The sequence below is a fragment of the Clostridium sartagoforme genome, assembly GCF_004794105.1.
GTDB classification, from domain to species: domain Bacteria; phylum Bacillota; class Clostridia; order Clostridiales; family Clostridiaceae; genus Clostridium; species Clostridium sartagoforme_B.
In genome coordinates this window covers 811,828-824,958 of sequence record NZ_SRYR01000001.1, presented here as the reverse complement: position 1 = coordinate 824,958, position 13,131 = coordinate 811,828, and the positions used below count along the sequence as shown (strand labels likewise).

Genomic DNA, 13,131 nt, shown 5'->3' with positions numbered 1-13,131 from the left:
TTTTATTTAGTTAACTTAGCTTATTATTTACCTTTATCTCATTTCCATTAATATATTGTTCTACAGTTAAAGGCTTTCCATTTGGGAACTGAATTTTTTCTATTAAAAGTACATCTTCTAAAGTAGAAACTTTAATTCCTTCCTTGCTTACACTTAAAATAGTCCCAGGTTCCTTGTTTGAATCTTCCTTTAGAACTTTAGATTTATATATTTTCATCGGAGTATCTTCATAACTTGTATGAGCAATCGGCCATGGATTAAGACCCCTTATTAAGTTATGAATATCTATTGCTTTATTATTCCAATTGATTTTTGCAATTTCCTTATTTAACATTTTAGCATAAAATGTTTCATCAGTTTGTTTAACTCTAGTAACTTCATTATTTTTTAACTTTTCAATAGTATTAATTAAAAGTTCTGCTCCTCTTTCCATTAATATATCGTGAAGTTCTCCTGCTGTCATATCTATAGGAATATCTACTTCATCCTTAAGAAGCATATCTCCAGTATCTAATCCAACATCCATTAACATAGTAGTGTTTCCAGACTTTTTCTCTCCCTTTATTATTGCCCAATTTAAAGGAGCTGCTCCTCTATACATTGGAAGTAGGGAGGCATGAAGATTTATGCAGCCATACTTTGGAATATCTAATACCTCTTTAGTTAAGATTTGACCAAAAGCAACTACTATAATAAAATCTGGTTCTAATTGTTTTAAATAATCAATTGCTTCTTTATCATCTTTTAACTTAATAGGTTGCATTACCCTTATATTATGCTTTAATGCTACTTCCTTAACGGCAGATATAGCTACTTTCTTTCCTCTACCCTTTGGCTTATCTGGTTGAGTAAATACGCACTCAACACCATAGGTTTCAATTATTTTTTCTAAAGATGGTACTGCAAATTCTGGAGTTCCCATAAATACTATCTTCATGTCAATCCCTCCTTTGTTATTTTACATAGTCAATAAATAATTTTCCATTTAAGTGATCATTTTCGTGTAATATAGCTCTTGCTAATAGTTCTGTAGCCTCTAAAATAAATTCTTCCCCTTTTTCGTTAAAAGCTTTCACTTTTACATAATTAGCTCTTTCAACTTCAAAAGATTCTCCTGGAATACTTAAACAGCCTTCCTCTCCTATTTGGCTACCTGAAACTTCTAGTATTTCTGGATTTATAAATACTCTAAGTCCTTCATCGTCATATACATCTATAACAAAAATTCTTTGCAATATTCCTACTTGAGGTGCAGCTAAGCCTACTCCATCAGCTTCATACATTGTTTCAGCCATATCTTTAATTAACTTAATGGTTCTAGGAGTTATTTCTTTAACGTTTTTACATTGTTTTCTTAAAACCTCATCACCATTTATTCTTATATTTCTAATTGCCATTTGTTTTACCTCCTTTAAGTCAAGTTATTTGGGTTAATATCAATATATACTTTTATTTCATTATATACATTCTTGTTTAATTGATAAAGTTTATCTTTAATTTTTTTACAAAAATCTAATGATAAATCCCCTTTAAATATTATTTGCCATCTAAAATTATCTTTAATCTTAGAAATAATACATGGAACTGGACCTAAGATTTCAATATTATCTTCATCCTTTGCAATAAATCCAAGTTCATCCCTTAAATTATTCATAAAATTCTTTAAAGAAACTTCATTTTTAGAAGATGCATTCACTAATAGTATTTTACCAAAAGGAGGGTAATACATCAAACCTCTAGTTGTAAATTCATCATTATAAAAGCCATCATAATCATAATTCTTTGCATAATTCAAACTATAATGATCTGGGCTATAACTTTGAATAATTACCTTCCCTTTTTTTTCACCCCTACCTGCTCTTCCTGCAACTTGGGTTACTATTTGAAATGTTCTTTCCGCAGATCTATAATCTGGAATATTCAAGGACATATCTGCTGCTAATATGCCTACTAAAGTAACATTTTCAAAATCTAGTCCTTTTGATATCATTTGAGTTCCTATTAAAATATCCCCATCACCATTTTTAAATGAGTTATAGATACTTTCATGTGAATTCTTATTTCTTGTAGTATCCATATCCATTCTTAACACTTTAGCATCTTTAAAATATTTCTTTACTTCTTCCTCTACTCTTTCAGTTCCTGCTCCAAAATGTTTTACATATTTGCTTTTACATTTTGGACATATCTTAGACTGTGGCTCTCCATAACCACAATAATGACATGCTAGATATCCATTTTTGTGAAAAGTCATAGAAATGTCACATTTAGGGCACTTAAATACATAGCCGCAGGCTCTACAAGAAACAAAGGTTGAAAAGCCTCTTCTATTTAAGAATAATATAATTTGCTCTTTCCTACTTAAAGCTTCTTTCATTTCGTGGTAAAGCTTTCTGCTAAACATAGATATATTACCTTCTTTAAGTTCTTCCCTCATATCCACAATATCCATATTAGGCATTGGTTTATTATCAACCCTATTATTTAATTCAACTAACTGAATTTCTGAACTTAAAGCCCTATAGTATGTTTCTATTGATGGAGTAGCAGATCCTAATATAACCTTAGCACCTTTTAAAGTACTAATATATTCAGCAACCTCTCTAGTTACATATCTTGGACTTTGTTCTGATTTATAGGTATTTTCATGTTCTTCATCTATAATTATTAATCCAAGATTTACAAAAGGTAGAAATAAAGCACTTCTAGCTCCAATTACAAGCTTAGCCTTTCCACTCTTAACCCTATACCACTCATCATATTTTTCACCATCTGAAAGCTTACTATGAAATACTGCTACCTCTCTTCCAAATCTCCCCTTAAATCTTTCTATCATTTGAGGCGTTAAGGATATTTCTGGAACTAAAACTACACAAGATTTATTTTGACTAATTGCTTCCTTTACTAATTGCATATAAACTTCAGTTTTACCTGAACCTGTTACACCCTTTAGAAGTACAATGTTCTTATTAGAATTTCTAATTTCATCTAATGCTGATTTTTGATCTACAGTTAATTCCTTTTCTTTATAATCAATATATTCTTTAATGTTATATCTATATACTATTTCCTCTGAAACTTTTAAATACTCTTCTTTAATAAGCTTATTAATTTTATAGCTTGAAAATCCTTTTTCTTTTATAAGTTCACTTTTATTGTATTTACCTTCATTGTCTCTAATAAAATCAAAAATATCCTTGTATTTTTCTTCTATTTCAGCAGGAGGAAAAATGCCTGTAGAAACAACTAACTTAAATTTATTTTTAGCTCCTTTTAACACCCCTTGCGGAATTAAGAGCCTTATACCATCAATATATCTACATAAATAATTTTCTTTAAGAAACTCTATTAATTTTAAATCATCACTATCTAAAAGTGGTTCTTCCTTTACAATAAGCTTTATACTCTTAATTCTAATTCCTTCAACTTCATCATCCTTTAAGGCCATTATAAATCCATCAACAAGTGAGTTTTTAATTCCAAAAGGAACCTTTACCCATTGGCCTTCTTTTATTTTATCTCCTAATTCTTCAGGTATCTTATAAGTAAAAGGTTTATCTATATCTAAGGCATCATTATTAATAACAATTTCTGCGTATTTTTTCAAATTTACTCACCCTTTTATTAGGTACTAATTATAATGATATAAAAGAAAGCGCATTTTAGCGCTTTCTTAAAATAGTATCAAAGATTTTTGAAGCAACTTTTCTTTTGCTCATCTTATCTAAATTAATTTCTTCTCCATCTTTTGTAAAGATAACTACTTTATTATCATCACTACCAAATCCAGTATCTGAACTTGTAATATCATTAGCCACTATATAATCTAAATTCTTGTTCTCTAGTTTTCTCCTTGCATTTTCACTTATATTAGTGCTCTCTGCAGCAAAACCAACAAGTATTTGATTAGTCTTCTTTTCTCCAAGAAGCTTTAATATATCATTATCTCTTACAAATGTTAAAACTAAGTCTCCATCACCTTTTTTTATCTTATCATTACTATAATTCTTAATTTTATAATCTGCAACTGCTGCAGACTTTATAACAATATCACTATCATCATAGTTTTCAAAGATGGCTTCCTTCATTTCTTCATTTGTAGTTATATTTATAACCTTAACCCCAGAAGGAGGTTTTAAATTTGTAGGACCTGAAACTAAAGTAACATCAGCCCCTCTATCTCTTGCTTCTTCAGCTATATAATACCCCATTTTTCCTGTAGATTTATTAGTTATAAATCTCACTGGATCAATATTTGAATATGTAGGTCCTGCACTAATCAAAACCTTCTTTCCTAATAAATCTTTAGGAATATCTTTGCTTTCTAGTGCATCTAAGACTTTCTCTACAATAGTATTTACATCTGCTAGTTTACCTCTGCCTTCGTCTCCACAAGCAAGCCTTCCAGAGGCAGGTTCAATAAACTCATATCCTAAGCCTTTAAGTTTTTCTATATTAGATTGAACTATTTTATTTTCATACATATTTGTATTCATTGCTGGTGCAAATATTACCTTTGCCTTTGTAGCCATAATAGTAGTTGATAACATATCATCAGCAATACCATTTGCTACCTTCCCAATAATATTTGCTGTTGCTGGTGCTACTAGGAAAACATCAGCTCTTTTTGCTAAAGATATATGCTGTATTTCAAAAGCTTTAGGTTCTGCAAACATATCTGTTGTAACCATATTTTGACTCAATGATTGAAATGTAAGAGGTGCAACAAACTTAGTTGCAGACTCAGTCATTATAACTCTAACATCTATATCCTTTTTCCTTAAAGCACTTACAATATCTAATGCTTTATAAGCAGCTATTCCTCCACTTACTCCTATACAAACACACCTTTTATTTTCCATATTATTTAGAACCTTCTTTTACAGGTGATGGTTCAAATCCAACTTCGCCTTCATTTACTTCGTTAATAGCAATAGTAAGTGGTTTCTTTGACTTTGTTGCAACTAATGGTTCACTCCCATTAATTAATTGTCTTGCCCTTTTTGATGTTACCATTACTAATGAATATCTATCATCTACCTTTTGTAATAAATCCATTATTGATGGATTAATCATAGAGTTGTTCATGAATTAAGCCCTCCTTAGAATCTAATATTGTATTTTCCTTTATTCTATCTACTCTACATTTTTCAGCAGTAATAATTCCTTCTACTTTAGCTACAGCTACTTCTAAAGTATCATTAACCACTGCATAATTATATTTTGAAACATAATTGATTTCCTTATATGCATTTTTAAATCTAGTCATTAAGGATTCTTCTGTTTCGCTTCCTCTTTTAATTATTCTTTGCTTTAATTCTTCCATAGATGGTGGAAGAATAAATATAAATACGCCTTCTTTAAAGTTTTCTTTTACTTGAAGTGCTCCTTGAATGTCTATTTCTAAAATAACATCCTTCCCATCTTCTAGCATTTTTTCTACATTAACTTTAGGTGTACCATAAAAATTACCATGTACATTAGCATATTCTAAAAATCCATTATTTCTTACCTTTTCTTCAAAATCATCCTTAGTTAAAAAATAATAGTTTACTCCTTCAACTTCACCTTCTCTAGGTTGTCTAGTAGTAGCTGAAACTGAAAGATAAATATTTTTATGCTTTTCTAATAAAGCCTTACAAATAGTACCTTTTCCAGCTCCAGATGGACCTGAAATAACTATTAATACTCCCCTATTATTTTGCATTATTCATCTACCTCATCTACTGTTTCATCTTTAACTACTAATCTATGTGCAACAGTCTCAGGTTGTACAGCTGATAAAATTACATGATCGCTATCTGTTATAATAACCGCTCTAGTTCTTCTACCATAGGTTGCATCAATAAGCATCCCTCTATCTCTTGCCTCTTGAATTATTCTTTTAATAGGTGCAGATTCAGGACTTACAATAGCAACTAGTCTATTTGCAGATACTATGTTTCCAAATCCAATGTTAATTAATTTGATTCCCATTATTTTCCTCCTAATTATTCTATATTTTGCACTTGTTCTCTTATTTTTTCTATTAGATTTTTTATGTTAATGACATAGTTTGTCATATCCATATCACTTGATTTTGAAGCAATAGTATTTGCTTCCCTATTCATTTCTTGAATTATAAAGTCTAACTTTCTTCCTATTTGTTCTCCATCTTTTAAAGTTAGTCTCATTTGATTTAAATGACTTCTAAGTCTTGTAATTTCTTCATCTACTGCAGACTTATCAGAAATTATAGCTATTTCTTGAGCCATTCTTCCTTCATCAATGTCTATACCTTCAAGCAACTCTTTTATTCTGTTCTCAAGCTTTTTCTTATATGCCTTAGGAACTAAATCAGATATCTTTTCAATTTCTACTACTATATCTTCTATTTCATTTAATTTATTTAAGATATCTTCCTTAAGCTTTTCACCTTCAATTATTCGCATACTTTCCATCATTTCTAAAGATGAAATTATAAGAGGTTTAATTAAACTCCATATTTCTTCAATGGACTCCTCTTCTTCTACTATACTAATCACTTCAGGAAATTTTGCTATTTGAGTAACAGTAATATCATTTTTAACATTTAAGGTTTCTTCTATTTCTTTTAAGGCATTATAATAACTTTCTGCAAGCTTTACATTTAGCTTACATACTCCATCACCTTGTGAATAATTCTTTTGGTTGATAAAAACATCTACCTTACCTCTAGATAGTTTAGAATTAATTAGTTTTCTTATTTCTTCCTCTAAAGCAATATAACTTTTGGGTATCCTAACATTAACATCTAAATATCTGCTATTAACACTTTTCATTTCTACAGAAAATAAATATTTATTTCCTTCGTCATTACTAGCTCGCCCAAAGCTAGTCATACTCTTAACCATATATGCCTCCAAAGCTATTTATACATAATATAAATTATTTCTTTTTTTAGAACATCTTTAATATAATTTATGGCTAAGATAAAGTCAATGGTTTGTTCATAAATTGTTAACAATTAAATATAAAAAAGAGAAGTGAATTTTTCATCACTTCTCTTTTTCGGGATTTACGAATTAAAAAGAGTTCTCTTCTTAATTAATTTATATAAAATATAATTTTCTATTTTATAAGAATAATAGCTTAATCATAAACACTATAGCAAGTACAATCATTACGGGAGATACTTTCATTCTGCTTTCTTTATCCTTGCTTATTGCATTGTAAATTAAATTAATAATAACATATGATAATATTCCTAAAGTTAATCCATCACCAATGCTATATGTTAAAGCCATTCCTGCAATAGTAATAAAGGCTGGTACACCTTCAGTAATATTATCGAAGTCTATATTTTTAACAGCTCCAAGCATTAAGTAACCAACATAAATTAGAGCTGGTGCAGTTGCACATGATGGGATAGCTATAAATATTGGAGAAAAGAACATAGCAATTAAGAATAAAATTCCTGTAGTTATTGCTGTATATCCAGTTCTTCCACCTGCTGCAACTCCTGTTGAACTTTCAACATATGTAGTAACTGTGGAAACTCCTAAAACCGCTCCAACAGTTGTAGCAATAGCATCTACTAATAAAGCTCTACCTGCATTTGGAACATTTCCTTTTTCATCTAGCATATTTGCTCTAGAAGCAACACCTACTAGTGTTCCAACAGTATCAAAGAAATCAACAAATAAAAAAGTGCAAATTACAACGATTAATTTACCAGCAGATTCTGCAGTAAAGAAATGTGAAAAATCAATTTTTCCTGCTATAGGCGCTATACTTTCAAATTTAAATATACCTTCAGGTAAATATATACCAAGGTTTGCTGCTACCTCAGGATTTATTAAAGCATATCCCCAAGCTAATAAAGTACTAGTTAAAATACCAAATAATATAGATCCCTTAACCTTTTTCTTATCTAATACCGCAATAATTATTAATCCTATTAAAGCAATCATTACTGTAGGTGAGAATTCTCCCATTTTTACTAATGTAGAATCATCATTTATAACTAGTCCTGAGCCAACCATTCCAATAAATGCTATAAATATACCTATACCTGCTGTAACTGCATGTTTCATAGTCATAGGTATTGAATTAACTACTGCCTCACGAACTTTAAATAATGATAAAAGTATAAATATAATACCTTCAATAAATACTGCAGTTAATGCCATTTCCCATGATATTCCCATACCAATTACTACAGAAAAAGCAAAGAAAGCGTTAAGACCCATTCCAGAAGCTAAAGCAAAAGGTAAATTAGCAAATAACCCCATTAATATACATCCAACTGCTGCTGCTAAACATGTAGCTGTAACTAATGCTCCTGCTGGCATTCCTGCTTCAGATAATATATTAGGATTTACTGCAACTATATATGCCATAGTTAAAAAGGTAGTAAGCCCTGCCATTATTTCTCTTTTCATATTTACATTCTTGTTTTGTAAAATAGGTAGTAAACCTTGTTTTTGTTGTGAGTTTTCCATTTGTTATCCCCCTACGTTTTTATTCATAAAAAAATCCTAAGAATCATCTTATATAAGATAACCCTTAGGATTCGTAAATGCCAAAAAAGCACCATACTCATAGTCAAGATATTTACGGCATCTCGGTAGAAACTTTTGACCCTTATCGTCAATACTATATGAGTTATCTTTCTTACGAATATTATTATATATTCTTCGCGTTTTTTTGTCAATAAATACGTATAAATCGCATTATTTTTTAATTATGATTCGTATTTCTCTTAAAAGATTCTTTTATATCAATAGCTTTGTCACTTGATAATGCTACCATAAGCTTTATTCTCGCCTTTTGACCTGGCATACTTTCTTCGAAAAATACTCCTAAGTCCTTAAGCATTTTTCCTCCACCATCATATCCATAGGATTCAAAGACTCTTCCTTCAAAACATCTAGAAACAATAACTACAGGAATATTGTTATTTAAAGCTCTTTTTATTCCTTCAACCATTTTAGGTGGTACATTCCCTCTTCCTAGTGCTTCAATAACTATACCTTTATAATTATTGTCAACTAAGAAATTTAAATACTCTGAATCCATATCAGCTGCACATTTAATTAAAGCAACCTTTTCTACTACTTCAGATATATTATATACTCTATGTTTAATAGTTTTTCTATAAAATAAAACTTTATTATTATCTACTATTCCTATAGGTCCAAAATTAGGTGTCTTAAAAGCATTCAATGCCATTGAATTAGCTTTAGTTACTTCTGATGCAGAATTTAATTCTCCATTAAAACACACTAGCACTCCTCTTCCCTTTGCATCTTCAGAAATTGCAGTACAAATTGAAGTAGCTAAATTAAATGGTCCATCATATCCAAGTTCCGAACTACTTCTCATGGCTCCTGTTACTACTATTACTTTTTCTGTATCAATAGTTAAATCTAAAAAGTATGCTGTTTCTTCTAAAGTATCAGTTCCATGAGTTAAAACAACACCTTCTATATCATCTCTTTCAACTAATTTTTTTATTAATTTACTTAATTCAACCATATCTTCTAATGTCATATGAGGTGAAGGTTTACTAGAAAAACTATATGACTCTACTTCTGCATAATTTTCAATTCCAGTAACCATAGACATTATTTCTTCTCCTGTAAGACTAGGTACTGCTGCTTTTATCCTTTCATCTACCTTCATAGATATAGTTCCACCATTAAATACTACTGCTACCTTTTTCATGGCTCTCCTCCTAAAGTTTAATAAGAAAATCAAAAAGGGCTGCTTAAAACAACCCCAAATTAACAATAACAAATTTTAAAACAAATAAATATAATAGATTGTTGGTAGGGCGGCGTATCCTACATCTCTTTTTACTGAACCAGCGTATGAGGAGCCTTTTCTCACCTCAACAATTAATTATTAAAACTACTATATTATTATATAACCTTAATTCTTTACTTTCAACTATTAATTAATTAGTATATTTTATTAATTTACCACTAAAGATTCTGCTATCAATCTTGCTATCTGTTATAGGATACATGGTAGATACATTAATATAGTCTTTCCTATAATCAATTTCAATACCTATTAGTATATTTACGTTCCCTTCTTTAATAAACTCAATATGAGCTCCATCATCAGTTATACAATATACCCCTACATAGTCTGGGACTTCTATTACACACTTCATATATTCAATAATATTTCCTAATACTTTTTTACTTAAATGTTTGCCGTGCTTCTTTCTAATATGCTTTAATACCCCTGGGGACGCATATATGGTACCTGTAAATTTCACTCCTAAGTCTTCAGCTAATTTATTATTAAAGTATCCAACTCTCTTATAGGTACAAAATCTGTCTTCCATAATACCCCTCAATTCCATATAGTGTATATTAGTCTTTATAATCTACTTAAAATACAACATTAATTAGTATTATAGTTATATTATATAAAAAAATTAAGGTTGGTTACACACCAACCTCAAATATTATAATATAATACAAATCAATCCGCCACTACCTTCATTAATTATCTTTTGTAAAGTTTTTTGTATCTTAACTTGTACGTCTTCAGGCATTTTGTATAACTTATTTTGTAATCCTTCCTTAATCAATACTTCTAAAGGCTTACCAAACATATTACTTTGCCATAATGATTGAGGGTCACTATCAAATTGTTCCATAAGTGATTTTACAAGCTCTTCACTTTCTTTCTCAGATCCCATAATAGGACTGATTTCTGTCTTAATATTTGCCTTAATAAAGTGTAATGATGGAGCAGAAGCTTTTAATTTAACACCAAACCTATTGCCTTGCTTAACCATTTCAGGTTCTTCAAACTTCATTTCAGCTAATTGAGGTGGAACTAAACCATAACCACTTTCTCTTACATCAATTAAAGCATCCTTAACCTTATCATATTCCTTCTTGGCAAAATTTAAATCCTTAATTATTGATAATAAGTCACTTTCAGATTTTACATCTAAATCACAAATATCACTTAAAATATTATAGAATATTCCATCCTTAGGTTTCATTTTTAAAGTTGCTTTTCCTTCACCTAAATTTACTTGACTTATTTCAATTGGAGCTATATTCTCCTCATCTTTAAACATTTCAGTTATAGCTTTTACATCTCTAACTCTACTTATACTTTCACACATTTTTTTTACTATATTAAAGAAATCTTTTTTAAGCCAATTATCACATTCTAATCTTTCTATCCAAGTTGGCATATCTATGTTAATTTCTCTAACTGGGAATTCTTTAAGTACATGTTTAAATACATCTTCTACATCATTTTCATTCATATTTGCTACATCCATTACTTGGACTGAAACATCATATTTATCTTCTAGTTCTTTTTTTAATGTTCTTGTTTCTGGAGAGTTTATATGTTTAGTATTAAGTACAACTATAAAAGGCTTCTTGATAGCTTTTAATTCTTCTATTACTCTCTCCTCAGCTTCTAAGTACTCATTTCTTTCAATGCCTGTAATACTACCATCAGTTGTTACTACAAGACCTATAGTTGAATGATCAGTTATAACTTTTCTAGTTCCTATTTCTGCAGCATCTTCAAAAGGAATTTCATATTCATACCATGGAGTATTTACCATCTTTGTATCTTCTCCATCCATATATCCTATTGCCCCTTTTACTATATAACCAACACAATCGACCATTCTTACTTTAAACTTTATTTCTTCATCAATAGTAATTTCTACTGCCTCATTTGGTACAAATTTAGGTTCTGTTGTATGAATGCTCTTTCCTGATCCACTTTGAGGTAACTCATCCTTTGCTCTTTCCTTCTTATAATTATTATCAATCTTTGGTATTACCATAAGGTCCATAAACTTTTTAATAAATGTTGATTTACCAGTTCTAACAGGGCCTACAACACCTACGTAAATGTCACCTTGTGTTCTTTCAGCTATATCCTTATATATATTAAAGCTGTCCACGGTGTACCTCCTACTTATTTTTAACACTATATATATATTCTACAATCTAAAAAAATATACAACTTTTTAAAATATAAAAAATAATTATAATTCCTATATAAGGAACCCTTTAATATATAGTTATTCAGTTAAGTAAAATTAATTCCAAAACAAAAAATCCTCTGCCTTTAAACAGAGGATTCTTAGAAATTAAATTAATAATCCATTAATTTAATAGTATATTTCACTTTTCTTTTCTCTACCCATTAAAAATACAACAGCATCCTTTGGATCCTTATTTTCAAATAGCACTCTATATAGTATATCAGTAATTGGCATTTCTACTTGAAGTTTTTCTTTAAGTTCGTAAAAAGCTCTACAAGCTTTTATACCCTCAACTACCATTCCAACTTCTTTAGTTGCTTCTTCTGCACTTTTACCACTACCTATTAAATATCCCGCTCTTCTATTTCTAGAATGCAAACTAGTACAAGTAACTATAAGATCTCCCATTCCAGTAAGACCTAAAAATGTTTCTGGCTTTCCACCAAGCTTCATACCAACTCTAACTATTTCAGCCATACCTCTAGTCATTAATGCTGCTTTAGTATTATCACCATAACCTATACCATCACAAACTCCTGCTGCAAGAGCTATAATATTTTTAACAGCTCCTCCAATTTCAACACCAACTAAATCTTCATTAATATAAACCCTAAAATTATTTGTCATAAATAAATCTTGGACTATATTAGCTGATTCTTCATCTTTAGACGAAACAACAACTGTAGTTGGAATATCAAAAGCTACTTCTTCAGCATGGCTAGGTCCTGATAGTATAACAACTTTATTATTAGGAAGCTCCTCTTCTATTACTTCAGATAATCTAAGATTTGTTCCTTCCTCTATTCCCTTTGCTATACTAACAATTATAATATCACTACTAATCTTACCTTTAATAGACCTAGAAGCAGCCCTTACAACATGTGAAGGTACTGCTAGAACTAAGAACTTTATATCTTTTAACGCTTCATCTAAGTCATTAAAAGCAGTGACATTTTTAGGTATAACTAAATCTTTTATATATTTATCATTTTTCTTATTTAGATTTATATCATCAACAACAGACTTATCCCTATCATAAATACTAACTTCTACACCTTTATCAGCTAATAATATTCCTAATGCTGTTCCAAAGCTTCCTCCGCCTAAAAAAGCCACCTTACTCATTC

At 29.9% G+C, this 13,131-nt stretch carries 13 protein-coding genes and 1 riboswitch; all 13 genes read right to left on the bottom strand.

Annotation, left to right across the window (positions count from 1 at the left end; translation table 11 throughout):
* Window positions 1-10 precede the first annotated feature (10 nt).
* Window positions 11-937: a methionyl-tRNA formyltransferase gene (gene fmt, locus E5347_RS03680; RefSeq protein WP_136004770.1), complete on the bottom strand. Its 927-nt coding sequence runs from the start codon at window positions 935-937 to the stop codon at window positions 11-13.
* A gap of 16 nt (window positions 938-953) precedes the next feature.
* Window positions 954-1,397 (bottom strand): peptide deformylase, encoded by a 444-nt coding sequence (gene def, locus E5347_RS03675; RefSeq protein WP_136004768.1) that lies wholly within the window; start codon window positions 1,395-1,397, stop codon window positions 954-956.
* A 14-nt stretch (window positions 1,398-1,411) separates the two neighbouring features.
* Window positions 1,412-3,607, bottom strand: coding sequence for a primosomal protein N' (gene priA, locus E5347_RS03670; protein ID WP_136004766.1), 2,196 nt, complete (start codon window positions 3,605-3,607; stop codon window positions 1,412-1,414).
* 55 nt (window positions 3,608-3,662) lie between these two features.
* Window positions 3,663-4,862 (bottom strand): bifunctional phosphopantothenoylcysteine decarboxylase/phosphopantothenate--cysteine ligase CoaBC, encoded by a 1,200-nt coding sequence (gene coaBC / locus E5347_RS03665; RefSeq protein ID WP_136004764.1) that lies wholly within the window; start codon window positions 4,860-4,862, stop codon window positions 3,663-3,665.
* Between the two features lies 1 nt (window position 4,863).
* Complete coding sequence (rpoZ, locus tag E5347_RS03660; RefSeq protein WP_136004762.1) at window positions 4,864-5,088, bottom strand: DNA-directed RNA polymerase subunit omega; 225 nt, start codon at window positions 5,086-5,088, stop codon at window positions 4,864-4,866.
* Window positions 5,069-5,707: a guanylate kinase gene (gene gmk, locus E5347_RS03655; RefSeq protein ID WP_136004760.1), complete on the bottom strand. Its 639-nt coding sequence runs from the start codon at window positions 5,705-5,707 to the stop codon at window positions 5,069-5,071. The genes rpoZ and gmk overlap by 20 nt, the downstream gene beginning before the upstream one ends.
* Window positions 5,707-5,976 carry an extracellular matrix/biofilm regulator RemA gene (remA, locus tag E5347_RS03650; protein ID WP_066893902.1) on the bottom strand — a complete coding sequence of 90 codons (270 nt, stop codon included), beginning with the start codon at window positions 5,974-5,976 and terminating at the stop codon, window positions 5,707-5,709. Before remA ends, gmk begins: the two co-directional genes overlap by 1 nt.
* 14 nt (window positions 5,977-5,990) lie before the next feature.
* A complete protein-coding gene (locus E5347_RS03645) occupies window positions 5,991-6,872 on the bottom strand; it encodes a YicC/YloC family endoribonuclease (RefSeq protein ID WP_136004758.1) in 882 nt (293 codons plus the stop codon).
* A 222-nt stretch (window positions 6,873-7,094) separates the two neighbouring features.
* Window positions 7,095-8,462 (bottom strand): NCS2 family permease, encoded by a 1,368-nt coding sequence (locus E5347_RS03640; protein ID WP_136004756.1) that lies wholly within the window; start codon window positions 8,460-8,462, stop codon window positions 7,095-7,097.
* Between the two features lie 80 nt (window positions 8,463-8,542).
* A riboswitch (purine riboswitch) is annotated at window positions 8,543-8,644 on the bottom strand.
* A gap of 56 nt (window positions 8,645-8,700) precedes the next feature.
* Window positions 8,701-9,687, bottom strand: a complete 987-nt coding sequence (locus E5347_RS03635; RefSeq protein WP_136004754.1) for an asparaginase — start codon at window positions 9,685-9,687, stop codon at window positions 8,701-8,703.
* Between the two features lie 232 nt (window positions 9,688-9,919).
* Window positions 9,920-10,318 carry a hypothetical protein gene (locus E5347_RS03630; protein ID WP_136004752.1) on the bottom strand — a complete coding sequence of 133 codons (399 nt, stop codon included), beginning with the start codon at window positions 10,316-10,318 and terminating at the stop codon, window positions 9,920-9,922.
* Window positions 10,319-10,441: 123 nt separating this feature from the next.
* On the bottom strand, window positions 10,442-11,920 hold the full coding sequence (gene spoIVA / locus E5347_RS03625; RefSeq protein ID WP_136004750.1) for a stage IV sporulation protein A: 1,479 nt from the start codon (window positions 11,918-11,920) through the stop codon (window positions 10,442-10,444).
* A gap of 210 nt (window positions 11,921-12,130) precedes the next feature.
* Window positions 12,131-13,129: an NAD(P)H-dependent glycerol-3-phosphate dehydrogenase gene (locus E5347_RS03620; RefSeq protein WP_136004748.1), complete on the bottom strand. Its 999-nt coding sequence runs from the start codon at window positions 13,127-13,129 to the stop codon at window positions 12,131-12,133.
* Between the last annotated feature and the right edge of the window lie 2 nt (window positions 13,130-13,131).